Origin of the sequence: Pedobacter chinensis (assembly GCF_003339865.1) — a bacterium.
Lineage (GTDB): Bacteria > Bacteroidota > Bacteroidia > Sphingobacteriales > Sphingobacteriaceae > Pedobacter > Pedobacter chinensis.
In genome coordinates, this window is record NZ_QPKV01000009.1 from 148,027 (window position 1) to 173,529 (window position 25,503).

Below are 25,503 nucleotides of genomic sequence, written 5' to 3' on the forward strand. Positions count from 1 at the left end.
TATATAATTTATAAATGGCATTATCTGCCATCTTTTAAGGTTCTTAAATATTCTGCAATCAGAACCTTAATTTCATCTTCTAATCTACCAATGGCATCTGGATTTTCGATTTCGTAAATCCCCCTTATGCGATGTTGAACGTCAACCAATAGAATTTTATTTCCGAAAATGAAATTTGATTTATGATCAGCATCATCCCTGATTACATCCAGCAATAAGCCATTTCTGATTAAAGGGTAAGTTGATGCGGTATCGCCAGCCAACAAATCCCATTTACCTGGTTTAGCGTTGAATTGCGCAGCAAAATCAGAAATTTTAGTTTTATCATCTGGATTTACGGATAAACTTAAAAAGCGGACCAAAGGCTTTTTCTCATACCCTTCTGATAACTGCTTAATGTATTGAATTACATCATTGTTTTTTGCATCAGTATAAAATAAGTTTAACACTACTATTTTATCTTTTAATGATGCCCAGGTAACTGAATCTCCCTTTTGGTTAATTAAGCTAAAATCTGGTATCTGATGATAAATGGTATCAGGTATTTTCTTTCCCTTTACTGAATGAAAAGTTGAAGCAACAGTTTTTTCGCCAAAAACCGGAAGACTTTTATATCTGTTTTTTGCGAATTGTGGCAATAAATAAAAAAACAAAAATCCTGGTATAGCTAAAATGCTTACCAGGATTAATACCTTTTTTACAGGACTTCTTTTCATTAATGATTAATCATATGCAGGTTTAAAAAACCGCCTTCTATTAACATTAAAACTATAAAGTAAATAATGAAGATAAATGATACTGTTAATGAAAGCTGGAGACCCAATTTCTCGTATTTTAAGTGCATAAAATAAGCAACAATATAAAATGCTTTTAATAATGTTAAAGCGATATATATAAAGTTACCTATGCCATGAGAAATATATCCTTTTGGCAAAATAACCAGTGCAATGATAAATTCAATTACTGTAATGAGTAGTAAGATACCAAATACTTGCCAAATTTTACCTTTTGATAAACCAGCGTGTTCTTCGTGTCCTTCTGTTGAATGCGAGTGTTCTGACATGATAATTTTTTTATAATATGATAAATTAAACCAAATAGAAGAATGTAAATACAAACACCCATACTAAATCTACGAAGTGCCAGTATAAACCAACTTTTTCTACCATTAAATAGTGTCCTCTTCTTTCGAAAGTACCATTGATGGTCATGATTAATATGATGATATTGATCATGACACCACTAAATACGTGGAAACCGTGAAAACCTGTAATGGTAAAGAATAAGTTTGCAAATTGTTGAGCAGCTATTTCAGAAACATCTCCGCTGAATAAGTGTTTTAATTTTTCAGCAGACGGGATTTCTCCCCACCAGAAACCTTCATGATGCAGGTGAGTCCACTCCAAAGCCTGACAGCCTAAGAACATAAAACCACCAATAATGGTAGCTACCATCCACCAGATCACTTCTTTTTTCGAACGTCTGTGACCTGCTTCTACAGCTAGAACCATAGTTACAGAACTCATGATTAAGATAAAAGTCATAATACCCACGAAAACCAAAGGGGCACCTGTATCTGTAATACCAGGGATTGATTGGAAAACCAAATCAGGGTCTGGCCATGTTAATTTAGAAAAACGCTGAGCGCCATAATAGATCAATAGAGATGAAAAAGTAAAAGCATCTGACAAAAGGAAAAACCACATCATGATTTTACCATATTCTACCGACCACGGAGAACGACCACCATTCCATGGTCCGGTTTTAACTTGATCTAATTGTGATACTGAATTCATTTGGAAATAGTATAATAGTTTGTTAACAAATTTAACGGTTCAAAAGTAAAAAAACATACAGATATATCCATAATATATCTATAAAATGCCAAAAAATAGATGTGATTTCCATGCGATATTTGCTTTTCGCTAATGGAATATTTCTGTAACTGCCCACTAAGGCATTGATTATTAAGAAGGCCCCTGCAATAATGTGCAATAAGTGAATAAAACTAACCACATAAATAAATGATATTGCAGCATTGTTTCCAACCAGTGTTGCACCGGTTCTAACCATGCTTCCCCATGCATTAAATTGCATTACACCAAAAGCAACGGCTAAAAGTACAGTAACCCAAAGCAAATTACGCTGTAAACTAAAATTTAACTTTCTTAAAGCCTTTGAGGCTAAGAAAAGTGTTACACTACTGGCAATAATAACCAGGCTTGAATAAATAAAAGCATCAGGCAGCACTAAACCATGCCCTTTACCTTTAGAAGCGGAGAAAACCAGATAATAACTGGTAAAGCCACCAAACATAATTGTTGATGATACTACGAACAACCAAACAATAAATTTTCTTGGTTTGGGATCAAATGTATCTTGGATATTTTCCATTGTTAGAACCATAAATTATTTTGCTATAAAATTTAATAATAAACCCAACTGCACAGCGGGTATGTAAAAAAATGAGCAGAACATCACTTTTTTGGCATCGGCCAATTCCCTGCTCAACAGAAGCTTTAAGGCCAGCCAGCTAAAAATAATTCCGGCTATCAACGATAATCCTGCAATATAATAGCCTCCAAAGCCATAAATTGTTGGCAGTAAACTTACTGGAATTAAGATCAAGGTACTAACAAAAGTTAGCATTGCTGATGCCTTATCTCGTTTCTTGGTAGGTAACAATCTGAAACCTGCTTTTTTATAATCGTCATCCAAAACCCATGCAATGGACCAAAAGTGAGGAAATTGCCAAACAAACTGAATCAGGAACAATATGGCGGCAATATAATAATCTATTTCATGAAACTGCTCGGCTTTTAAACTGCCAAATGCAGCAAGATACCCGATCAGCGGAGGCAGTGCGCCGGGAATTGCACCAACAAATACCGCAATTGGTGATTTTCTTTTTAATGGCGTATAAGCAAAGGCATAGAGTAAAATGGAAAATACGGATAATAAACCCGTTTCCAGGTTAAGTTTCCCAAGCAACCAGGTACCTAAAAATGCCATAAACACGCCAAGAATTAACCCTTGTCCGGTGGTCATTCTGCCAGCCGGCATAGGCCGATCTTTAGTTCTTGACATTAATTTATCTAAATCCTTTTCGATAATCTCATTAAAACAATTAGCCGCTGCAGTAACCAAAAATCCGCCAATAATAAGTACTAACCAATTACCCCAATCAATTGAAGGAATATACCCCCTGCCTACCTGCATTTTTTGTCCGATCAAAAAAGAAATCGATGCAGAAAATACGACTGTGAATGACAGTCTGAATTTTATGAGCTTAGAAAAATCTGAAATAACTTGTTTCAATTCCCTTTTTATTATTGCCTATAAGTACTTGTTCTATACACCAACAAATACAGATAAAACTGTAAACTAAATAACAGCGTAGAAAACAAAATATGCAATGCCTGCGCTGCTGGTGGAAAAGCTATATATGCTAAAGCGAAACCACTTAATAATTGAATGAGAAGCGTAATTAAAATAAATCTGGCAGTTAATAAGGGTGCTGCTTTACCACTAAAACGGTCAATAACCATTTTATAAACTATTGCATTGGCAATAACCACCAATATTGCCAGATCGCGGTGGTAAGAGAATACTGATCCAACTTTTGATATCCATGTATCTCTTAAACCATATGAAAGTGATTTTGCAATCACATCAACCGATTCTCTCACTTCTGTACCCAAAACAATTTGAATAATGCTTAACACTACGGTAAAAAGTAAAAATCCTTTCAGCCACAGTATCCGGTACATAATTACCGAAGGTGCCTTACTTAACTGTTTTGCATAATTATAGGTATATATTGAAATGGCTAAAATCACTATGGCCAAAAGCATATGTACAGTAACTACCCACTGTGCTAAGTTTGTTGATACCACGATAGAACCCAACCAAGCCTGATAACCTACAACAAAGATATTCAGAATACTCAGAAATATGATTCTCTTGGCTGTTTTCCTGTACGTAAATGAATATATAGCCGTTAATAGCAAAAATATACCGGCAAGCACACCTGTTAGGCGGTTTACATATTCAACCCAGGTTTTGGCCGCATTAAACTCCTCTGGCAAAGTAATGCTCTTATCATGTCTGATGCTGTCTGCCAATTCCACTTTGCCCATACTTTCTAAGTATTTGGCAAACTTTTCATTTTTCTTAATTCTTCCCGCTACATACTTCTCCTTATAATTTGCCGGAAGCTGAGAAACATCAGTTGGTGGAATATAACGATCGAAACACTTTGGCCAGTCAGGACAGCCCATACCAGATCCTGTACTGCGAACAATACCTCCGGCAAGTATAACCAGTAGCGTAACTACGATAGTTATAAAATTTATCCTGATAAAACGTTGTGCTGATCTGCTGACCATATATCTTTTAAGATGAAAAGGGTATCCGGATAAGCAGAAACTTAATCAGATACCCCTTTTATATTGTATAAAGCTTAAAACCTAGTTGCTTTCTTTAACAGGATTGGCTAATTCCCAATCTTGTTGTATTCTTTCTGCTTCCGCATTTCCTTCAAAATCGTGAGGCAGGTTAGAACTCATTGTTTGAGAGAAAGGAACGGTTTGAGGAATAAAGTCTGCGTCATGACCTGGTTTGCTATAATCATATGGCCATCTGTAAACTGTCGGAATTTCTCCTGGCCAGTTTCCATGTAAGTGCTCCACTGGTGCAGTCCATTCTAATGTATTTGCTTCCCAAGGATTTTGAGGAGATTTTTTGCCTCTGAAAATAGAATAGAAAAAATTGAAAAGGAACGCTACCTGAGCCAAAGCAGCAATGATAGCTGCCCAGGTTACAAACACGTTTACTGTTAACCATTTCTTCATAAATTCAAATTCTGTAAATGCGTAATAACGACGAGGTACACCATCTAAACCTAAAAAGTGAAGTGGGAAAAACACCAGATAAGCAGCTATAAAGGTTAACCAGAAGTGTAAGTAACCCAATTTCGCATTCATCATTTTACCAAACATTTTTGGGAACCAGTGGTACACACCTGCAAGCATACCGAAAATCGCTGCAGATCCCATTACCAGGTGGAAGTGGGCAACCACGAAATAGGTATCATGTAAGTTAATATCCAATGATGCGTTACCTAAGAAAATACCGGTTAAACCACCAGAAATGAAGAATGAAACCAAACCAATGGCAAACAACATTGCCGGAGTGAAACGGATGTTACCACGCCATAATGTTGCTAAATAATTGAATGTTTTTACCGCTGATGGTACCGCAATGATCAATGTTGTGATCATGAATACCCCGCCCAACAATGGATTCATACCAGTTACAAACATGTGGTGTCCCCACACGATGAACGAAAGTACAGTAATACCAATTAATGAATAAACCATTGCATGGTAACCGAAAATCGGTTTACGGGAGTTCACTGAAATAACTTCTGATGAAATACCTAAAGCCGGCATAATTACAATGTAAACCTCAGGGTGTCCTAAGAACCAGAACAAGTGTTGCCATAAGATTGGCGAACCACCTTCGTTTGGTAAAATATTGGTACCCATTACAATATCAGAAAGATAAAAACTTGTTCCGAAACTACGGTCAAATACCATCAATACCACCCCAGCCACAAGAACGGGGAAAGATAGGATACCTAAAATAGCAGTTAAGAAGAAAGCCCAGATTGGTAATGGCATTTTCCAAAGGTCCATACCTTTAGTACGCATATTCAAAATGGTACTCACGTAGTTGATGCCACCCATTAAAGATGAAGCTACGAACATGACCATACTGATTAGCCATAATGTCATTCCCAGTCCTGAACCAGGCATTGCTGTTTCTACCACTGATAAAGGAGGATAAACGGTCCAACCGCCAGAAGCAGGCCCGGTTTGAATGAAGAATGAAGACATCATTACCACACATGCCATGAAGAAGAACCAATATGACAGCATGTTCAGGAACGGTGATGCCATATCTCTTGCTCCAATTTGCAATGGAATTAATAAGTTACTAAATGTGCCGCTCAACCCTGCCGTTAACACAAAGAATACCATAATGGTACCGTGAATGGTAACTAAAGCTAAATAAAAGTCTGGTTTGATACGACCACCTTCAGCCCATTTTCCTAAAAATGTTTCTAAGAAAGGGAAGTTTTGATCTGGCCAGGCCAATTGAATACGGAATAAAATTGATAAGCCCATCGCAATTACTGCCATGATAATACCAGTAATTAGGAATTGCTTAGCAATCATTTTGTGATCCATGCTGAAGATATACTTTGAAATCAAAGTTTCCTTATGATGTCCATGATCAGCGTGATCGTGATTGTGTTCGTCGTGTAATGCTATTGTTGACATAATTCTTTCGCTCCTGCTTAATATTATTTATTTAAAGCCATTTGGTTACTTTTCACAGCAGCCGAATCGGTTGTTGCTGAATCTGCTACTGATTTTACAGCTGCAGGTGCCACTGGCAAATTAAATTGTTTTCTTAAATCATCATTTAAGTAAGTTTTTTGTTCTGCAATCCAGGTTTTGTATTCAGCTTCTGAAACTACGCGAACATCTTTCTGCATATTCCAGTGACCAGAACCACAAATTTTTGCGCAGAAGAAAAGATATTTGAAGTTAGGATCATTGGTTTCCTCCTGCATTTGACGGGTAGTCTTTGTTGGAGTGAATTCAAATACCGTTTGCATACCTGGTACAGTATTTAACTGAACTCTGAAATGAGGCATATAAAAACTATGGATAACATCTTTACTTGTCAAAATAAGCTTAACTGGTTTTCCAACTGGAATAACCATTTCATCAGCCATTTCGTCATCGCGTGAGTTTAAGTCTTTAAAGTCAATACCTAATGCATTGGATGATGTGGTTAACTTGTAGTTTTTCTTACCTACAATGCCATCAGCTCCAGGGTAACGGATAGACCATTTAAACTGCTCAGAGGTAACTTCAATTTGAAGTGGTTTGTTATTAGGGTCTTCTACTTTGAAGAAAATTGATCTCCAGGTTAAGAAACCCATCAATACCAAAACAGTTAACACCAATGCAGGAACAATTGTCCAGATTTTTTCAATTGTATTATTGTGTGGATAGTAGTAAGCTTTTCTTTTTGCAGAATACTTGTAGATGTAGGCAAATCCAAATAATAAGATGTGGGTTACAATGAATACGATTGTGGTAATGATCAGTGTCAAGTTAAACATGTCATCAATCTTTTTTCCATGTTCTGATGCAGCATCAGGTAACAACATAGAACCATGAACGGTATATTCCCAATACACACCATACAAACCTAAAACCAGGAACAATGCAAATAAACTTGCATGTACCCTGTTCCAGTTAATACCTACAGGTTTTCCTTGGGCTTCGCGGCTTAATTCATATACTTTTATTGATTTGCCAATAATAGCTACGAATAAACATACGGCAAGAAAAATCAGCACATAAAAAATTACTGATTTGTAAACCTCACCCATATCAACTTTCGGTGCCGCTGCAGCACCTGCTGCTGCCTCTTGCGCAAATGCGCTGGTGTTTGCAAAAACAGTAAGTAATACTGCTAAAGCCGCGGTCGTTTTATTTGTGATAAACTTTCTTAAACTCATTTTCTTAAAAGTAGTACGCTGTACTGCTAATTATAATAATAATTAAATATTTGCCCTATAAATATCATCTGCTAAAGCTGATGATGCAAACTTTCTTGTAATAATGGGTGATTCTTTGCAATTAATGGTTTTTTGCTTAATGCTGATAGAACTGTAAATGTAAACAATCCTACAAAACCTACTGCTGTACCAATTTCAACAATTCCAAAACCATTGTGTCCATCTTCAACGGCACCTGGCATAATCATCTGGTAATAATCAACCCAGTGGCCCAATAATACCACTATAGCAACGAATAACAATTTGGCATCCGTTCTTTTGTTATCTCTATCCATTAATAATAATACCGGCGCTAAGAAATTCATGGCAAGGTTTAAGAAAAACCAGAATTTGTAGTACTCAAAGCGTTTGTAGAAATAAACCGTTTCCTCAGGCATGTTTGCATAGTAAATTAATAAGAACTGTGCAAACCATACATAAGTCCAGAAGATAGAGAAACCAAAAATAAACTGACCTAAATTATGCAAGTGGCTGTTGTTAACCCATTGCATATAACCAGCTCTTCTTAATAAGATGATGATGATTGCAATTGTAGCTAATGCGCTTACCCACATTGCAGCAAAGTTATACCAACCGAACATGGTTGAGAACCAGTGTGCTTCTAATGACATAATCGTATCAAAAGCAAATACCGGAGTGGTAAAACCATAAATCACTAAGAAAATACAAGCATTTTTAAAGCTCTTTCTGTATGAATTTAAACCACCAGCTAAGTCTTCATTGTAAGAAAACTTAACAAACATGATGGAGAAGATGCTATAAACACCTAAAAACAATACCTGGCGACCTAAAAAGAAAGGTACGTTTAAGAATACTGCTTTACCTGCAATGATCGCATCATAGTTAGGACTACCTTCTACCGTTAATCCATCTGCATGCCAGTGATGATACAAATTGTGTGTGTACAAACCAGCAGAAATAATAACAAAAAGTATTACAGCAGCAATTGGCAATGTTTTAGCCATAGCTTGTGGTACACGTAGAATTGATGCAGACCAACCCGCTTGAGCTACATATTGAACAGCGAGGAAGAAAGTACCCGACATACATACGCATGCAAAGTAATAACCCATAAGCAACAGGTTAGCAAAAGTACGCTCGTGCATTACTTTATCACCAGCCAAGAAACCAAACAACACAGCTGCAATACCGATAACGATACCAACAATGCTTAAGGTTTTTACTTTACCTGTAAACTCAAACTGTTCACTAAAATTAATATTGTGAGTTCCCATTTATATTCTGCTTTACTATTGTCCTTTTTGTAATTGTTGAACATACATCACCACTTTCCAACGATCTGTTGGCGAGATTTGTGAAGCATGCGAGCCCATGTTATTTACACCATAAGTGATGGTATGGTAAATTTTACCTGCAGTAAGATCTGCCATGTTACCGCCACGAGATGAAGCGCCTGTTTGATAAGCAGGTACACCGCTAAATTTCTCAATTTTAACCAGGTGTCCCTGACCATCTCCTTTTTCACCATGGCAAGGGCTGCAGAAAACATCAAATAAATGTTTTCCTTCTGCTAAGTTCAAGGTATCAACAGGTAATGGATTAACCATGCTTACCCCTGCTGCTTCATATCCTTCTTTTGTGTTTGGATATTCATCATATTCTGTAAAACCAACCGGTTTTGTATTAGCTGGTGGAACCTGTGCGGCCTGACCTTTAAAACTTGCCAGTAACTTATTAGCAGTATCCACTGGTTGATCCGGATTTAATGCAATCGCATCATACATATTTCTGGCATATTCTAAACCAGTACTGCGTTTATCTCTACAAGCGGATAAAGTAGCTGCGAAAGCGATAGCTAAAAACGCCGTATAAACAAATTTATTCTTATTCATAGCTAATGTACTTCCTTTCATTATACTTTACTTCTAAAGCACCTGCATCTTTTAATAAACCATCAATTACAGTGTGCGCTGTGTTATCTTTTGCATCAACTGCGATCACAAAACGATCATCAGTTGCACGAAGATCCATTACTCTTGGAGCTCTTCCCGGAAACAAATGCGTAGAAGCATAATAAGTTAAAACCATACCGAAAGCACAAAACAGTACAGTAAGCTCGAACATTATCGGAATAAAATCCGGCAATGCAAATGATGGCTTACCACCGATGTTAACTTTCCAATCGATTACTGCGCAAAAATAAATCAAAGCAAAAGCTGCGCAAGTTCCGGTAATACCAAAGCAAAATGCTGCGATATCGATTCTCGATCTTTTAATTCCTAATTTGGCTTCTATTCCGTGTATAGGCATTGGCGTATAAACATCGTAAATGCTTACACCATTTTCCTGTAGTTTTTCGATGCCATGCATCATTTCATCAGGATCACCAAAGCTGCCTAAAATATATTTGATATCACTCATTGTTATATTTTTGCGTAATCTTCTTGTTTAACACTATCAAATTTCTGTAAAGACTCTACGTATTCAGCAACGTATTCTTTATTCTCATGTCCTTCTTTAATCTGTTTCATTTTTGCTTGCTCACTGGCAGATTTCAATAATAATTTAACCTCTGCAATAGCGATTGATGGCAATACTCTTAAGAATAATAAGAATAATGTAAAGAATAGTCCGATTGAACCTACGAATACACTCACATCAACCCAGGTTGGATAGAACATCGCCCAACTCGACGGAATATAATCACGGTGTAATGAGGTAACGATGATTACAAAACGCTCAAACCACATACCTACGTTTACTACAATTGATAAAATCCAGGTAGCTTTAATGCTTAAACGGATTTTTTTGAACCATAACAGCTGTGGTGAGATTACGTTACATGTCATCATCATCCAGTACGACCACCAGTAAGGACCAGTAGAACGGTTAATGAAAGCATATTGCTCATATTCAGAACCTGAATACCATGCAATGAAAAACTCTGTTAAATAAGCCACACCAACGATTGATCCTGTTAAGATGATGATTTTATTCATCGACTCAATGTGGAACATGGTGATGTAATTTTCAAGGCCCAATACTTTACGGGCAACCAATAATAAGGTTAACACCATCGCAAAACCCGAGAAAATCGCACCAGCAACGAAGTAAGGAGGGAAAATAGTTGTGTGCCATCCTGGAATTACTGATGTTGCAAAGTCCATTGATACAATGGTGTGCACTGAAAGTACCAGCGGCGTAGAAATACCCGCCAAGATTAATGATACTGCTTCAAAACGTTGCCAGGTTTTAACGCTTCCAGTCCATCCAAAAGAGAAAATGGAATAGATTTTTCTGCGTGTACCCACTGCACGGTCACGAATAGTAGCGATATCTGGTAATAAACCTGTGTACCAAAATAATAATGATACAGAGAAATAAGTGGAGATGGCAAACATATCCCATACCAATGGCGAGTTAAAGTTTACCCAAAGTGATCCAAATTGATTTGGTAGAGGTAATACCCAATAAGCTAACCAGGGGCGCCCCATGTGAGAAACAACATAGGTTGCCGCACAAATAACGGCGAAGATAGTCATTGCCTCTGCCGAACGGTTAATGGAGTTACGCCAGTTTTGACGGAAAAGTAATAGTACTGCTGAAATTAATGTTCCGGCGTGACCGATACCTACCCACCATACGAAACCGGTAATATCCCATGCCCATCCAACTGTTTTATTTAAGCCCCAGGATCCGATACCATTCCAAAAGGTGTAACTAACAGCTACTACCCAAAGTAATGCACCTAATGCTGAAACGATGAAACCAATCCACCAAGCCTTATTCGGCTTGTTTTCTACCGGCATTAAAATATCATCCGTAATTTTTGCATACGTGATATTATCGCCGGTAATTAATGGTTCTCTAAGTATTGATTCGTTATGTCCTGACATAATTTGTATTTTCTTTATACTAAAGCTTACGCTTGTACTGTTGTATCTGTGTTTCTAATTTTTGTCATGTATCCGATACCCGGTTTCACATTGATTTCTTCCAATACGTAGTAGATACGCTCAGAACGTAATGCTTTTGAAACCTCTGAATCAGGATCGTTTGAATCACCAAATATGATCGCATTTGCTGAACAAGCTTCCTGACAAGCCATTTTGATATCGCCATCTTTTAATGGACGTTTCTCTAATTTAGCTTGCAACTTACCACCTTGAATACGTTGAATACACATTGAGCATTTCTCCATCACACCACGTGAACGGGTAGTTACATCAGGATTTAAAACCAATTGAGTAAACTCGTTATTTAAGTAGTTATCGAAACGGGAATCATTCCAGTAGTTGAACCAGTTGAAACGACGAACTTTGTATGGACAGTTGTTTGCACAGTAACGTGTACCTACGCAACGGTTGTAAGCCATGTGGTTTAAACCATCTGATGAGTGTACAGTTGCTAAAACCGGACAAACTGTTTCGCAAGGCGCATGATCACAGTGTTGGCATAACATAGGTTGATGAACAACAGAAACATGATCTAAATCTTCTAATTTCGCAATCTCTTTCTCTCTGGTTACATCACCGTCTTTAGTTTCATAACTATAATAACGATCAATACGAATCCAGTGCATTTCACGACGACGGCGAACCTCATCACGACCTACAACAGGAATGTTGTTTTCTACGTTACAAGCAACGATACAAGAACCACATCCGGTACAGGCATTTAAATCAATTGCCATTACCCAGTTGTTACCTGGTTTCTCATATTGATCCCAAAGATCGTAATCTTTATGCTCGCCTTTGTGGTTACCAGCAGATGCATCTTTTAAGTATTCCTTAAATGTAGCTTCTTTGATTACCGCACGGCCTTCAAAAGAATGGTGTGTTTGTGTTTGAGCCAATTCATAATAACCTCCCGTTGGGGTAATGGTTACTGAAGTAGCATATTGCATTGTTCCGTTTACAAAAGAAACAAACGGGAAAGCATTTTTACCTACATCGTTACCGGCTTTACCCACTTTGGTACGGCCGTAACCTAATGCGATAGAAGCAGTTCCTTGTGCTTGTCCTGGTTGGATCAATACCGGAAGATCTACAGCATATCCGTTGCTGCCTTTAACTGTTACAACATCAAATTCTTTAACCTTTAATTTTTCTGCAAATTTCGGAGCTAAAGCAACATAGTTATCCCAGGTTACTTTTGAAACCGGATCAGGCAACTCCTGTAAGAATGCATTGTTTGCATTTTTACCATCACGCATCGGAATATTCTCATAAATTTGTAATTCAACTTCTTTTGCCAGCGCTTTGCTGCTGTTCACAATTGAAGTGGCCACTTGCGCTAGAGATTGTGTGAATGAATATGCAGCAGCAGGTTTTGGAGTTACCGTTACCACACCTTTTTCTAAAACATCATTCCATTTAATACCAAGTGCAGGCAACATTTTGGTTTCCCAGTTATTACGAACAAATTGATAGTAATCTTTAACCGGAGCATCAGCCCAAACCAATAAACTCTCTTCAGCCTGACGACTGTTGAAAACCGGGTTAATGGTTGGCTGAACGATTGAATAATATCCTTCGTAAGCATTTGCATCACCCCACGACTCTAAATAGTTATGATTAATGGCAATGGCATCACAAAGTGAAGCTGTTTCATCAGCACGATCAGCAAATGAAATTTTAGCAGGAACTTTAGCTAATGCATCAGTAAATGCTTTTGCATTCATGAAATCGTAAGCAGGATTGCTGTTTAAGAAAAATACAGCACCAACTTCCCCACGACTCATTTCAGCAACTAAACCATTAAATTCGGCATCGTTACCTGCATATAAATAACAAGGATTATCTAAATCAATAGTGGTACCGTAGCTGCCGATGGCTGCATTGATCGCATTTACCAAAATTTGAGTAGAAACATCATTAGAACCACATACAACAAGGCCTTTACCTTTATTTTGAAGTAATTCTTTAGCTGCTAATTTAATTACCTTATCAGCAGTGGTATTGTTTCCTAACGTTCCGCCAGGTAAAGATTGACCGGTAATGGCATTATATAAAGCAATTAATGCCGGACCTTCTTCTGATAATTTTACAGGAACACGGGTATCTGCATTAGTACCGGTTAAGCTCATTCCACTTTCAAATTGAATGTGGCGGCTCATCTTTTTATTTTCTAACGATTTGTAGTTACGGTTAGCGGTATATTGAGAAGTAAACTCCTCACCGCTAATCCAGGTACCTAAGAAATCAGCGCTGAAACTAACAATTAAGTCTGCTTTATCGAAGTTATATTTAGGTAAAACCGCTTTACCGAAGCTATTTTGATTAGCCTGGATAATACCTGTATAAGAAACAGCATCATACTGAACCAATTTAGCTGCCGGATATTTTGCAATAAATTGTGCCAAAACAGCATTAGTTGACGGACTGTTAACTGTTGAAGCTACGATACGGATTTTTTTGCCGCCTGCTTGTGCTTTAGCCAATTCATCTTTTACAAAAGAATCGATCTTAGCCCAGGTGGTTTCTTCATTTTTAAGAACAGGTGCTTTTAATTTAGATACATCATAAAGATCTAAAACAGAAGCCTGAGCTCTCGCATCAGTACCGCAATTAAATTCGCCCGCATTTGGGTTTGGTTCAATTTTAATCGGACGACCTTCTCTTGTTTTAACTAAAATACTCTGGCCATTAAAGCTCGAAGTATAATAGTTAGGAATACCTGGAGTAACCTCTTCAGGTTTTACCAGATAAGGAATAGATTTATGAACCGGGGCACTTTGACATGCAGCTAAAGTAACTGCACCCAAACCAAAACCTAACGCCTTTAAAAAGTCGCGGCGTGGGGTAACGGTACTTAACCCTGCTTCATTTAAAACATCTTCTATTGGAAGTGGCTCGGCAAATTCGTTTTTGTTATTCTTAACAAAATCGGGTGTATTATTATACTCCTCTAAGCCTTTCCAGTATTTTTTGTTGCTTTCCATTTAAGCTATATTACTGTTTATTCGAACGTTCTTACTAAACTCTATCTATTAATAGTGGCACTTACCACACTCTAAACCACCCAATAACGCTGGTGTAACTTTCTCGCCTTTTTTAATTTTTTCATGCGCTTCGATAACCTTAGCGTAGAAAGCATTATTTTTCTGACCAGAAATATCTGTTTCCTTGTGGCAGTTGATACACCATTTCATGGTTAATGGAGAATATTGATAAATTTCTTCCATTGTGTTAACCGGACCGTGACACGCGAAACATACAGGTTCAGTTGGCTGTAAACCTTTTGCTTTACGAATAGCATCTTCTGCAACAACTACGTGCTGAGAGTGATTGAAGTAAGCAAAATCCGGAAGGTTGTGAACACGAACCCACTCCATTGGTTTTTCTTTACTTTTATCGTATTGTTGAGTTTCAGGATCGTAACCCAAAGCATTATAGATTTTTTTGATCTCCGGAGAAATCTCACCATCATAATTATCTCTCGCCTGAACAGCTTTGTGACAGTTCATACAAACATTTAATGATGGAATAGTAGCATTTTTAGATTTAAATGCTCCATTGTGACAGTACTGACAATCTATTTGATTGATACCAGCATGTAACTCGTGTGAGAATTTAATAGGCTGAACCGGTTGATAACCAGTTTGAACACCTGTATTCCACATACCCATCCAACCGAATGAACCCAGGCAGATGATTAAACACAAGATGAAGAACATTACGAACTTCTTGTTTTTGAACATTTTACGAACACCCACCGCTAACGGCACATCTTCTTCAATTTCAATACCTTGTTTCTGTAAAATTAATCGCTCTAATAACTTAGAAGCACGGCCTAAGATCACTAAAATTACAATACCTACTAATACAATAGCAACGATACCTGCGATTGATAAACCTGATGTGGTTTCATCTTTAGGAGCAACAGCACCTCCAGCCCCGGCAGCTGGTTTTGGCTCACCTTCTTGAATATATGCTAAGATGCTTTTTACTTTCTCATCATCTAACTCAGGGAAAGAAGTCATCGCCACTTTATTGTTTTCATTGAAAACTTTAACAGCAGCTGGATCACCAGAAGCGATCAAAGCAGCACTATTCGGGATCCATTTCAATAACCATTCCTCAGAATGACGATCAGATACTCCGGTTAAGGCCGGACCAATCAGTTTAGCATCTAAGGCATGGCATGAAGAACATTTAGCTCTGAAAAGCGCTCTCCCCTCTTTAGCATCCTGCGCATTTACGGTAGAAACCGCCATTACAGAAATTGCTGAAAATACGAATAACGACTTCCAAACGCTTTTTAAAATCATCGAGATATCTCTCATAATGAACACTTTATACTTATTTAATTTACTTTTTGTTGTGAAATTGATGCCTGAACTGATATAGCCCCATCAAAACTTGAACAAAAGTATAACTTATTAATAAATCCCATGACATAATAGTGACTGGAAATACAATTTATAATCATTCTAAACAAATGCCGATTCAAGCGTTTCAGGCAATAAAAATGCCCATTTTTTGATCGTTATCGTAAATGGGCATAACCAAACCGGTTTGGTTTATCAATTTATATTTGTTATTGTTTTAATATCCAGGCAAACATTAAGGGGGCTACAATTGTTGCGTCGCTTTCTACAATAAATTTAGGTGTGTGAATATCTAATTTACCCCAGGTGATTTTTTCATTTGGCACTGCTCCTGAATATGAGCCATAAGAAGTGGTTGAATCAGAGATCTGGCAGAAATAACTCCAAAATGGGATATTCTCCATTTCCATATCCTGATATAACATAGGTACCACACAAATCGGAAAATCGCCTGCAATACCGCCACCAATTTGAAAGAACCCAATTCCTTTGCCAGCACTATTTGCAATATACCAGTCGGCCAACCAACCCATATATTCAATGCCACTCTTCATGGTCGATGCTTTTAACTCTTGTTTCATTACATAAGATGCAAAGATGTTACCCATGGTAGAATCTTCCCATCCAGGAACCACGATTGGCAAATTCTTTTCAGCGGCGGCCAGCATCCATGAATTTTTAGGATCGATTTCGTAATACTGTTCTAAATCGCCACTTAAAAGCATTTTATACATATACTCATGCGGGAAATACCTTTCGCCTGCATCATCAGCATCTTTCCAGATTTTGTGAATGTGCTTTTGTAAACGGCGGAAAGCTTCTTCTTCAGGAATACAGGTATCAGTAACACGGTTGTAATGGTTTTCTAAAAGATCCCATTCATCCTGCGGACTTAAATCACGGTAGTTTGGCACACGTTTATAATGTGAATGTGCAACCAGGTTCATAATATCTTCTTCAAGGTTAGCACCGGTACAAGAAATAATCGCCACTTTATCCTGGCGAATCATCTCTGCAAGTGAAATTCCCAATTCTGCAGTACTCATTGCACCAGCAAGCGTGATCATCATTTTACCACCCTCATCTAAATGCGTTTCATATCCTTTAGCTGCATCCATCATTGCCGCCGCATTAAAATGGAGATAATTATGCTCCATAAACTGAGATATTGGTCCTCTTGTATTGCTCATTTTGTTTTGTATTGTTTGCCGCAAAAATAGCAGTTTTTTGTTTAACTGTACAAATATACAGGTGGCAGTTTTCAGTTAACAGTTTGCAATACGAATGAACAATTAACAAATGACCATTGACTAATGACTAATGAACCAATTAACAAATGAACTCATCAACTTATAATTTAATTCCTTTTCTTTGCTCCATGAAAAGAATGCCTGTTTTATTGATTTGTTTTCTAACGTTTTCGTTACCTGGAGTGGCACAAATGAAACTGATTAAAAAGTTGCTTTCTAACGAGAAAGACACCTTGCGTAAAGCTAGTTTTTTACCTATTCCATCTTTTGGTTATGCGCAAGAAACCGGTTTTCAGTTTGGTGTTGGTGCCATTGTGGGCTTTTATGCTGATCGATTGGACACTACAAATCGCCCATCATCTTTAACACTGAACTTAAATTATTCTACATTGAAGGCTTACAACATGAGCTCTCTTATTGATATTTGGGGCAAAGGGAATAAACTTCATTATTTAGGCGAATTACGCTTTAAGAGAATGCCATTTAATTTTTACGGAATAGGCAATAACACACGGGCAATAAATGAAGACAAGCTTATTCAGCAGCAAATTAAAGTATTATTACAGGCAGAGAAACAATTGCTGCCAAAAGCTTATACAGGTGTTTCTTTAGGTTTTGAAAATTACGAATACATTGACCGGGTTCCTGATGGCATTTTCAGCAGTAACCCTTACTACAGTAATAGAACCGGCAGCGTTTTATATTTAGGCGTTACACAAAGTTACGATGCTAGAAATAACAATAATTACACTACAAAAGGATTTTTCATCAGAGGAACCTACCAGTATGCTCCTTCAGTTTTTTCAGCCGGCAACTTTACTGGGAGCCAGATAAAAATTGATGCCCGGAATTTCTGGCGACTGAACCAAAGTTTTGCGGTTGGTGTACAGGGATTGTATAATACCGTTTTCGGCAAAAACACACCTATTTATTTGCTTCCGCAAATGGGCAACGATGAAATGATGCGTGGTTATTATGGCGGTCGATACAGGGATAAAAACTTATTGGCTTTTCAGGGAGAATTGCGTTATCGTTATAGTAGCCGTTTTGGTGCAACGGTTTTTGGCGGAACAGGAACGGTTTGGGGCATCGATGATTTTTCAGCTCATGCATTTAAACCAAATTATGGCGCTGGCTTAAGATATTTCTTTGATCCTGAAAAAGGAATAAGTGTTCGCCTGGATTACGGAGTTGGCGAAAAACAGGCAAATGAAAAACGCCAAAGCGGATTTTACATCAGTATAGCTGAAGCATTTTAAAGATGAAATAAGTACGGTTTGTTTATTCTATAAGGCGATCGCCACACTGACCTGTAGCGAAGCGGAAAGCTACGAAGTAAATTTGTTTCAGCATCTTATTTTATTCCGAAACAAGTTCAGGACGACCGTCTAATTAATTACTTCTCTTTCGCTCCTCTTCGTTTCCGGTTTTTCTTTTCAGCTGCTTTATTTTTTCATTTCCAAAACTGAACGGGGCAGTAACCCGCAGCAACCTTAAATCCCAATAATTATTACATCCCACCCCTGTTGATGGATAATATTAACGATCTAAATTGGCCCCAAATAATTTTACTTTAGAAGTTTTCAAATCGTAAAAAATACTATCTGCTTTAATCCCTTTTTTATGATTTAAAAAAATTTCAGCATCATTTGCTTTTACAGATTGAGTTAACGCATCGTAAACAATATTTGTACCTGAAAGTGTGGTTTGGCTATATGACATTTCGGCGTTTCCAAACATATATACCATTGTTTTATTTTTATTAAATTTAACAGAATCTGCTCTATAGTTAACTTTTGGATCTAATTCCATCTTATTCTTTATTTCTAATTCTATTGGCTTAAATGTTACGTGCGTATTTTTATTCAAATCAAATATCATTTTGTCACCGGTTTCAATCTTTCCATTAGTTTCAAAGGATGCTCCTTTTGCCGTAATGGTATTATTAATTTGATTAAATTCAACATCCTGAGCCTTTAAAATATCGCCGCCAATTTCCATAATTGCACCTTGCATATAAGAGATTTTGTTTTTTATATCACCGGTTATTTTTTGAAAGGATAAAATTTTTGGCACTAAGGCTTTAGCTTGGTTTGAAGGATCTGCCTTAATCAGCATTTTATTCTTCGTTGATTTTTTAATGGCTTTTTTAGTTCTTTCTTTTCTGACATCACTAACTTGAGGATACATTGCTTTTAACTCAATCTGCACATTACTTTTCTTTTGCGCATAAACCACCTCAACAGCAAACAACCAAACTAACCCAAAAGCCACTGGTAAGGCTAACAAATACATTAACTTTTTCATGTTTTTTGATTTTGGGTTGAACAGCATTTTAATTCTATCTTTTATTGGACTTTTAACAAAATGATGAATGAGCGGCATATCGCTTTTGCTTACCGCCAGCCTCAGCAGCAAACTGGCATAATACTGATTACCGATATTTATTGATGTAATTTCATCAGCCTCATATTCATGGGTTTGTTCCAAAGCTTTATCAAATAAATACACAATAGGGTTAAACCAAAGCATGGCTTTGAATATCATTAACAAAATCTTATCTACTGAATGATATTGTTGCGCATGAACCTTTTCATGAGCGAGTAAAACCTGCAATTCAGAATTGCTCATTTTTTTTTCATCAATAAATACATAATTAAAAAAAGAGCAATTGGTAAAGCCTTCTGTTTTCGTGATGAGTTTTAATCCATCACTGGTTTTAACGTAATGACGAGTATGTTTCAACAAGTCAAACAATCGCCATGAACAAACCAGAAATAGCATTGAAGTAATACCCCCATAAATGTAAAAGCCCAATTTATCCCAATCTGGTTCAGGTCGATTCTGTAGTTGGTGTTCAACCACCATTGGCCGGATAAGTTGAAATGCTTGATTACTGCCAGGTCGTATTTTAGGTACATTGGTCAGTATATTAGTTTCTGTAACGATGATTTCGCGTTTAATCTCAAACTGCAAATCAGGGATAACAAAACTCAAAAATAACGATCCGAGCAAATAAAACCTGTTAAACTTAAAGAATGTAAGTTTTCTAAAAATCAATAGGTAAAAAGCGAAGAACAACACCGTACAGGCGCTTACCTTCAACAAATACATTAACCATTCCATAAAAACAATATTTTAACTAACAGCCGCGTTTTGAAAACGGTACAAACCCATCCAAAATCAAGTTGCTGATTTTGCGAAGATTATTTTCCTCATTGATAAAATCGAGACTTTTCTGGTCGGTAATATTTCCCAACTCGATTAAAACCGAAGGTGTTTTAGATTCTCTCAACAGCAACAGATTTGCATTTTTCAGCGAATCCCTTACTTCAATCCCACTTAGCTGTTTTAGTTTGCTCAAAATACCTATACCCAAATTTTCAGCGGTTTTAATATTGCTATTCAATTTGGAAACATAAACTTCAATTCCACCAAAAGCAGGCTTAATGTTTTGAGGCGTAGCATTATGATGGATCGAAATAAATGCTGTTGCGGGTTGAATTGGCAATCGGTCACGAAGTGAAACAAACTCATCATCGCTTCTGGTTAGCCTTACTTTTATGCCTCTTTTTGCGGCTTCCTCTTTCAGAATTTTAACCGCCCGCAGGTTCATGTCTTTTTCCTTCTGACCATCCAGAGCAGTTGATGCCCCATCCTTTCCACCATGTCCGGCATCAAGTACCAAAACCACTTCAGCCTCCTTGAATACGGGTTTTGCATTTGGATCTAAGACCAGACTGGTTTTAAAATATTCCTGCGGAAAAATATTGGTATTGGTGGATACCGATTGAGTTTCACTTGTTGCAACATTCTTTTTCACAACCACTTCTTTACGATTGATAAAAGCCACTGAGCAGATCAAAACCACTGGAATGATGGAAAAATACACAAGCTTTTGCAACTTGGCGTTTGGTTCTTTATATAACATCATAATTCTTTTCTTTAGGGGGATTTTACTGAAATTATTTGTCGCAAAGTTTGTTGCCGGCATAGCAAGATTTAACAACAATGATGCATAAACCTTTTTATCAACAGTTTTTAAAGCTTCGTGATCAGCCAAAAACTCATGATTATGATCTATCGCATTGCGCCAGAAATAAATAATGGGGTTAAACCACAAAACACAGGCAATAAAATTGACCAACAACTTATCAAAAACATGCGCCTGAACAACATGTGCTGATTCATGTTTGATCACTAATTCCTTTTCTTCTGCTGATAAAGATTCATCGACAATGATTTGATTTAGAAAAGAGCAGTTTTTTATTTTTGAATGAGATTGAACGAAAATGAGCGCCCCATCCCGAGATGAGATATGTTTTTTAATCGAAAGCTTAATGTAACCAATCATTGCCAGAGTTCGGATTATGAACACGAAAAGAATAGCGAAGTAGAAATATTCCAGTACCAGGTTCCAATCAATTGAATCAGCAACATTTGAATCAGTACCCTCAAAGTCTTTTTCGAAAATCCCCTCTTCAGTATAAGCAACTCTGGTTATCCTTTCCTGTTGATTTACCAAAACCTCATGCTTGTTTTCAATAGTTAAAGTTGGAATAATAAAACTAAATACCAGCGTTGATAACAGATACAAACGATTAAGCTTAAAAAAAGTAAGCTTCGACAACAGAAACTGATAAGCTGCAAAGAAGATGACTGTACATGCAGAAACCTTCAATAAATAAATTAAAATCATGGCTTTTGGTTTTGATTGATAATTTTTTTGATTTCTTCTATATCCTTTTCACTTAGTTTTTCTTCTTTTACCATAAATGATAAAAGGCTTGTTGGGGAATTATCGAAATAACCCGAAAACAATTTTGAGAATGTTGTTTTAGTATACTCATCTTTCGTAATGGCTGGAAAATATTCATATGTTTTACCATAGGCCTTATAATTAACATAACCTTTCTTTTCCAAAAGCCTTACGATTGAAGAAATGGTATTATAGGGTGGCTTGGGTTCTTCGTCCAGTTCATCGATAATATCTTTTACAAAAGCCTTTTTAAGCTTCCATAAAATCTGCATAATACGCTCTTCTGTTTTGGTTAATTCTTCCATATTCAAACTTATAACTTATTTTTCAGTTTTACAACTAAAAAATAAGTTATATTACTGAAAAATCAGTTATCAAGCGTAAAATGCTGATTTATAGCAACTAATATTTATATGAATAGAATATTATTATTGAAATTCCTTCGTGCCTTTTAAGGAATAAGAACAACTTTATTTACATTGTTTACCTGTTGTGGTGACCAGGTTAACCCCTGCTTAACCCTTTGTTAACCCTTTCTGTACCCATTCTTAACCTTTTCTTTACCTTTTCTTTACCCTTTGCTTACCCTGGGGGTTAACAAACAGTTTGGAACAGGTAATGATAAGGGTACTTAATTGTATACCTATCCCATGTTCGGTGGCTTACCCGGGCAAACAACAATTGGCTGGTAAACCACCCCTAAGAGATACAAACTGACGATAGGCTTGTGAAGCGGAGCGAAACAGATTGCTTCATCGTTTCTCCTCGCAATTGACGATTCGGGAGATGAACCACCTAAGACATTTAAGAGCAGCTTAGCCAGCTGCTGTATATTTTTACTCTACCTGATGCTCGGTACCGAACATACAAAACAATTGGCGACAAGCTTTTAAATGTCAAATTGATAGCGAAACACATTGCTTAGTCGTTTCTCCTTGCAATTGACGATTCGGGAGATGAACCACCTAAGACATTTAAGAGCAGCTTAGCCAGCTGCTGTATATTTTTACTCTACTTAATGTTCGGTGCCGCACCGAACATACAAAACAATTGGTTGGAGAGATAACAACCCATTACTTACTTAGCCCGGCAAGCGCATTAATGGTTAACGCTACAATAACCGTATTGAAAATGAAAGCGATTAAGCTATGTAAAAGTGAAAGCCGGCGGATTTGCCTGGAAGAAATCTCCACATCTGAGACCTGAAAAGTCATTCCCAACACAAATGAAAAGTAAGCAAAATCGATAAAATCAGGCTCATCATCTCCCGGAAATTCCAAACCCGAACCTTTTCCGGTTTCACTATCGCCATAATAAAGATGCGCATAACGCATGCTGAAGGTGGTATGAACCAAAAACCACGATAAAAACATTCCAGCCAGGGCAATCATAAGGTCAATTGGCCCGATATCTCTGTTAATTAATAATAACACTACCGCCAATAAACCCGCAAAAGTGGATACCAACACAATTGCAAAAATTTCTATCCGTGTTTCATCCTGCATTTTGGCTTTTAAATGTGTTTCTGGCGCAGAAGTATTAAAAAACATGTACACATGCAGGCTTATTAGTGCCAAACAAAAAACATCCCAGCCCAGCATCACATGGGTTAAGGCATTCACATGGATTAAAAGAGACCCCATATAACCTAAAACACCGGCAAAAAAACTGATCAACAAGATATACAATGCCGATAGTTTTTGGATTCCTGCTAATTTAGGCTTAATTTTCATCTATTAATTTATTGTTTTTTGTGGTGATGAAGCTATCATGATTTAATCATTCCCCTGTGAGTTTCAGAAAATCATGATGGTTTCATCTTTGTTCAGCTCGAAGGTATTACTGATTAAACTTTAGCTTGAAATGTTCTTTTGCCTGGCCTCTCTTGAAATACACTAATCCAATCCAAAATAAATCGACAGTCACGGTAACATCGGGATGGTTTTTAATTTCTTCCCAGGCTTGTTTCATTCCTTCGCTCCAGTAAATATCATCAAAAATAAGCAATGAATTTTCAGTAACTTTTGGCAAACACCATTTAAAATAATTCAAGGTAGCATCTTTACGATGGTTTCCATCTATATAAACAAAATCCAATGTGGGTTGCTTTGCAATGATATCCGGCAAAATCAGGTCGAAATTTCCAACATGAAGTTCGATGTTGTTGAGATCAAGTTGTTCGAAGTTTTTCCTGGCCACAGCTGCCGTTTCCGGACAACCTTCTATGGTGATAATTTCTGCTTTAGGGCAAGCTTTTGCCAGGTAGGATGAGGTTATCCCTAAACAAGTACCCAGTTCGATGATCGTTTTTGGATTTGTATTTTTAGCCAAACGATAAATCAATTTAGCCAAACGAGGGCTTTTTAATGCATTTTTTGCTATTTGGCTTACCTTTTTTGTACGGTTTTTATTAAGATGCGAACCCGCACCGAGGTCGGTAACCGTGATAATCGAATCGTCATTAAAAAGTTTTTTTCGTTGTTCTTCTATATTTTTGTATTCAGATTTATCGTTAAAATCGTAAATTACCTCATCAGCGAGCTTGTACACAAATGGTGAGTGCGTTCCATGACGGGTTTTCGCTGTTAAACGGTGTTTAATATAATCGGTAATAAATTGAAATAGCATAATATTGCAAAAGTAATTAAACGTCGCAAACGTATGTATGTTTTATGGAAAATATCGCAGAGATAAGTGCATTAGTTAAATTGCTGGATGATCCCGATGAGGAGGTTTACCACCATGTGGAGAAAAAACTGCTTGAATACGGCGGAGAAGTCATCCATTATCTGGAAAATGCCTGGGAACAATCTTTCGATGGCCTTTTGCAAGAGCGGATTGAAAATATTGTACACCAGATTCAGTTCAACACAGTTAAAGAGGATTTAAATTTATGGTATTTAAGCGGTGCCTTTGATTTGTTGCAAGGCGCAATGATTATCAACAGATACCAATATCCCGATTTGGATGAACAAAAAGTCATAAACCAAATTGAAGAAATCAAACGCGATATCTGGCTTGGCTTACAATATGAGATGAGTTCAGTCGAAAAAGTTAAGCTCATTAATCATGTGCTGTATCAGCAATACGGATTTGGAGGCAATACCAAAAACCATCACGATCCTCAAAATTCTTATTTAAATCAAGTTTTAGAAAGTAAAAAAGGCAATCAAATTTCGTTGGCGATTATATATTCAACACTTGCCCAAAAGCTGGATTTGCCAATTTATGGAATTAATTTACCGCAGCATTTCATTTTAGGCTATATAGACGAAAGCAAGCAGGAAGGTACCGAGTACGGGGTACTTTTTTACATCAATGCTTTTAACCGGGGCAATATTTTCGGCAAGCACGATGTTGATCAGTTTTTACGTCAATTGAATTTAGAATCACTGCCAGAATATTACAGGCCATGCAGCAATACAGATATTATTCGCAGGGTAATTAGAAATTTAATTTCTGCCTATGAAAATGCCGGCGCAACAGAAAAAGTTGCCGAGTTAACTGAATTACAAAGTATTATCGCCGAACAATAAAT

The 25,503-nt window shown here is 37.1% G+C and carries 22 protein-coding genes; 2 read left to right on the forward strand and 20 right to left on the reverse strand.

Translation table 11 applies throughout. The features are described from left to right. Positions 1 to 20: 20 nt before the first annotated feature. From DU508_RS19325 to DU508_RS19395, 15 genes are all read right to left on the reverse strand, one after another. The gene (locus tag DU508_RS19325) at positions 21 to 716 is read right to left on the reverse strand and encodes an SCO family protein (protein WP_115404409.1); all 696 of its coding nucleotides are present in this window, start codon (positions 714 to 716) and stop codon (positions 21 to 23) included. Further along, a complete protein-coding gene (locus DU508_RS19330) occupies positions 716 to 1,063 on the reverse strand; it encodes a cytochrome C oxidase subunit IV family protein (protein ID WP_115404410.1) in 348 nt (115 codons plus the stop codon). The genes DU508_RS19325 and DU508_RS19330 overlap by 1 nt, the downstream gene beginning before the upstream one ends. Before the next feature lie 25 nt (positions 1,064 to 1,088). Continuing rightward, the gene (locus DU508_RS19335; protein WP_115404411.1) at positions 1,089 to 1,796 is read right to left on the reverse strand and encodes a cytochrome c oxidase subunit 3; all 708 of its coding nucleotides are present in this window, start codon (positions 1,794 to 1,796) and stop codon (positions 1,089 to 1,091) included. Positions 1,797 to 1,827: 31 nt separating this feature from the next. Continuing rightward, positions 1,828 to 2,394: a cytochrome c oxidase subunit 3 gene (locus tag DU508_RS19340; protein ID WP_115404412.1), complete on the reverse strand. Its 567-nt coding sequence runs from the start codon at positions 2,392 to 2,394 to the stop codon at positions 1,828 to 1,830. 15 nt (positions 2,395 to 2,409) lie between these two features. Next, positions 2,410 to 3,318 carry a heme o synthase gene (gene cyoE / locus DU508_RS19345; RefSeq protein WP_115404413.1) on the reverse strand — a complete coding sequence of 303 codons (909 nt, stop codon included), beginning with the start codon at positions 3,316 to 3,318 and terminating at the stop codon, positions 2,410 to 2,412. Between the two features lie 11 nt (positions 3,319 to 3,329). Beyond that, positions 3,330 to 4,388, reverse strand: a complete 1,059-nt coding sequence (locus DU508_RS19350) for a COX15/CtaA family protein (protein WP_115404414.1) — start codon at positions 4,386 to 4,388, stop codon at positions 3,330 to 3,332. Between the two features lie 81 nt (positions 4,389 to 4,469). Further along, entirely contained in the window at positions 4,470 to 6,347 is a 1,878-nt protein-coding gene (locus tag DU508_RS19355; protein WP_199562750.1) for a cytochrome c oxidase subunit I, read from the reverse strand. A 23-nt stretch (positions 6,348 to 6,370) separates the two neighbouring features. Continuing rightward, positions 6,371 to 7,603 (reverse strand): cytochrome c oxidase subunit II, encoded by a 1,233-nt coding sequence (locus DU508_RS19360; protein ID WP_115404416.1) that lies wholly within the window; start codon positions 7,601 to 7,603, stop codon positions 6,371 to 6,373. A 71-nt stretch (positions 7,604 to 7,674) separates the two neighbouring features. Next, the gene (locus tag DU508_RS19365) at positions 7,675 to 8,898 is read right to left on the reverse strand and encodes a quinol:cytochrome C oxidoreductase (protein WP_115404417.1); all 1,224 of its coding nucleotides are present in this window, start codon (positions 8,896 to 8,898) and stop codon (positions 7,675 to 7,677) included. A 15-nt stretch (positions 8,899 to 8,913) separates the two neighbouring features. Further along, positions 8,914 to 9,537 carry a c-type cytochrome gene (locus tag DU508_RS19370; RefSeq protein WP_115404418.1) on the reverse strand — a complete coding sequence of 208 codons (624 nt, stop codon included), beginning with the start codon at positions 9,535 to 9,537 and terminating at the stop codon, positions 8,914 to 8,916. Beyond that, positions 9,509 to 10,045 carry a DUF3341 domain-containing protein gene (locus DU508_RS19375; protein ID WP_115404419.1) on the reverse strand — a complete coding sequence of 179 codons (537 nt, stop codon included), beginning with the start codon at positions 10,043 to 10,045 and terminating at the stop codon, positions 9,509 to 9,511. The genes DU508_RS19370 and DU508_RS19375 overlap by 29 nt, the downstream gene beginning before the upstream one ends. A 2-nt stretch (positions 10,046 to 10,047) precedes the next feature. Then, the gene (gene nrfD, locus DU508_RS19380) at positions 10,048 to 11,520 is read right to left on the reverse strand and encodes an NrfD/PsrC family molybdoenzyme membrane anchor subunit (RefSeq protein ID WP_115404420.1); all 1,473 of its coding nucleotides are present in this window, start codon (positions 11,518 to 11,520) and stop codon (positions 10,048 to 10,050) included. 26 nt (positions 11,521 to 11,546) lie between these two features. Next, positions 11,547 to 14,567 carry a TAT-variant-translocated molybdopterin oxidoreductase gene (locus DU508_RS19385; protein ID WP_115404421.1) on the reverse strand — a complete coding sequence of 1,007 codons (3,021 nt, stop codon included), beginning with the start codon at positions 14,565 to 14,567 and terminating at the stop codon, positions 11,547 to 11,549. A 48-nt stretch (positions 14,568 to 14,615) separates the two neighbouring features. After that, positions 14,616 to 15,911 carry a c-type cytochrome gene (locus DU508_RS19390; RefSeq protein WP_115404422.1) on the reverse strand — a complete coding sequence of 432 codons (1,296 nt, stop codon included), beginning with the start codon at positions 15,909 to 15,911 and terminating at the stop codon, positions 14,616 to 14,618. A gap of 254 nt (positions 15,912 to 16,165) precedes the next feature. Next, positions 16,166 to 17,146 (reverse strand): deoxyhypusine synthase family protein, encoded by a 981-nt coding sequence (locus tag DU508_RS19395; RefSeq protein WP_115404423.1) that lies wholly within the window; start codon positions 17,144 to 17,146, stop codon positions 16,166 to 16,168. Positions 17,147 to 17,292: 146 nt separating this feature from the next. Here DU508_RS19395 and DU508_RS19400 point away from each other — a divergent pair, with 146 nt between their 5' ends. Then, a complete protein-coding gene (locus tag DU508_RS19400; RefSeq protein ID WP_233509682.1) occupies positions 17,293 to 18,465 on the forward strand; it encodes a BamA/TamA family outer membrane protein in 1,173 nt (390 codons plus the stop codon). 280 nt (positions 18,466 to 18,745) lie between these two features. On the opposite strand, the gene DU508_RS19405 is transcribed toward DU508_RS19400, so the two are convergent. The 5 genes from DU508_RS19405 to DU508_RS19425 form a co-directional block, all read right to left on the reverse strand. Continuing rightward, the gene (locus DU508_RS19405; protein ID WP_115404425.1) at positions 18,746 to 20,332 is read right to left on the reverse strand and encodes a M56 family metallopeptidase; all 1,587 of its coding nucleotides are present in this window, start codon (positions 20,330 to 20,332) and stop codon (positions 18,746 to 18,748) included. A 16-nt stretch (positions 20,333 to 20,348) separates the two neighbouring features. Then, the gene (locus tag DU508_RS19410; protein ID WP_115404426.1) at positions 20,349 to 21,905 is read right to left on the reverse strand and encodes a M56/M15 family metallopeptidase; all 1,557 of its coding nucleotides are present in this window, start codon (positions 21,903 to 21,905) and stop codon (positions 20,349 to 20,351) included. After that, complete coding sequence (locus DU508_RS19415) at positions 21,902 to 22,270, reverse strand: BlaI/MecI/CopY family transcriptional regulator (protein ID WP_115404427.1); 369 nt, start codon at positions 22,268 to 22,270, stop codon at positions 21,902 to 21,904. Before DU508_RS19415 ends, DU508_RS19410 begins: the two co-directional genes overlap by 4 nt. A gap of 768 nt (positions 22,271 to 23,038) precedes the next feature. Next, positions 23,039 to 23,698: a DUF1345 domain-containing protein gene (locus DU508_RS19420; protein ID WP_115404428.1), complete on the reverse strand. Its 660-nt coding sequence runs from the start codon at positions 23,696 to 23,698 to the stop codon at positions 23,039 to 23,041. A gap of 106 nt (positions 23,699 to 23,804) precedes the next feature. Continuing rightward, a complete protein-coding gene (locus DU508_RS19425; RefSeq protein WP_115404429.1) occupies positions 23,805 to 24,593 on the reverse strand; it encodes an O-methyltransferase in 789 nt (262 codons plus the stop codon). A gap of 44 nt (positions 24,594 to 24,637) precedes the next feature. On the opposite strand from DU508_RS19425, the gene DU508_RS19430 reads away from it, so the two are divergent. Continuing rightward, positions 24,638 to 25,501, forward strand: a complete 864-nt coding sequence (locus DU508_RS19430; RefSeq protein WP_115404430.1) for a transglutaminase-like domain-containing protein — start codon at positions 24,638 to 24,640, stop codon at positions 25,499 to 25,501. Positions 25,502 to 25,503: the final 2 nt, after the last annotated feature.

Coding starts and splice junctions, on each gene's coding strand:
- DU508_RS19325 (WP_115404409.1), bottom strand. CDS start 716: ATGAAAAGAAGTCCTGTAAAAAAGGTATTAATCCTGGTAAGCATTTTA.
- DU508_RS19330 (WP_115404410.1), bottom strand. CDS start 1,063: ATGTCAGAACACTCGCATTCAACAGAAGGACACGAAGAACACGCTGGT.
- DU508_RS19335 (WP_115404411.1), bottom strand. CDS start 1,796: ATGAATTCAGTATCACAATTAGATCAAGTTAAAACCGGACCATGGAAT.
- DU508_RS19340 (WP_115404412.1), bottom strand. CDS start 2,394: ATGGAAAATATCCAAGATACATTTGATCCCAAACCAAGAAAATTTATT.
- DU508_RS19350 (WP_115404414.1), bottom strand. CDS start 4,388: ATGGTCAGCAGATCAGCACAACGTTTTATCAGGATAAATTTTATAACT.
- DU508_RS19355 (WP_199562750.1), bottom strand. CDS start 6,347: ATGTCAACAATAGCATTACACGACGAACACAATCACGATCACGCTGAT.
- DU508_RS19360 (WP_115404416.1), bottom strand. CDS start 7,603: ATGAGTTTAAGAAAGTTTATCACAAATAAAACGACCGCGGCTTTAGCA.
- DU508_RS19365 (WP_115404417.1), bottom strand. CDS start 8,898: ATGGGAACTCACAATATTAATTTTAGTGAACAGTTTGAGTTTACAGGT.
- DU508_RS19370 (WP_115404418.1), bottom strand. CDS start 9,537: ATGAAAGGAAGTACATTAGCTATGAATAAGAATAAATTTGTTTATACG.
- DU508_RS19375 (WP_115404419.1), bottom strand. CDS start 10,045: ATGAGTGATATCAAATATATTTTAGGCAGCTTTGGTGATCCTGATGAA.
- nrfD (WP_115404420.1), bottom strand. CDS start 11,520: ATGTCAGGACATAACGAATCAATACTTAGAGAACCATTAATTACCGGC.
- DU508_RS19385 (WP_115404421.1), bottom strand. CDS start 14,567: ATGGAAAGCAACAAAAAATACTGGAAAGGCTTAGAGGAGTATAATAAT.
- DU508_RS19390 (WP_115404422.1), bottom strand. CDS start 15,911: ATGAGAGATATCTCGATGATTTTAAAAAGCGTTTGGAAGTCGTTATTC.
- DU508_RS19395 (WP_115404423.1), bottom strand. CDS start 17,146: ATGAGCAATACAAGAGGACCAATATCTCAGTTTATGGAGCATAATTAT.
- DU508_RS19400 (WP_233509682.1), top strand. CDS start 17,293: ATGAACTCATCAACTTATAATTTAATTCCTTTTCTTTGCTCCATGAAA.
- DU508_RS19405 (WP_115404425.1), bottom strand. CDS start 20,332: ATGGAATGGTTAATGTATTTGTTGAAGGTAAGCGCCTGTACGGTGTTG.
- DU508_RS19410 (WP_115404426.1), bottom strand. CDS start 21,905: ATGATTTTAATTTATTTATTGAAGGTTTCTGCATGTACAGTCATCTTC.
- DU508_RS19415 (WP_115404427.1), bottom strand. CDS start 22,270: ATGGAAGAATTAACCAAAACAGAAGAGCGTATTATGCAGATTTTATGG.
- DU508_RS19420 (WP_115404428.1), bottom strand. CDS start 23,698: ATGAAAATTAAGCCTAAATTAGCAGGAATCCAAAAACTATCGGCATTG.
- DU508_RS19425 (WP_115404429.1), bottom strand. CDS start 24,593: ATGCTATTTCAATTTATTACCGATTATATTAAACACCGTTTAACAGCG.
- DU508_RS19430 (WP_115404430.1), top strand. CDS start 24,638: ATGGAAAATATCGCAGAGATAAGTGCATTAGTTAAATTGCTGGATGAT.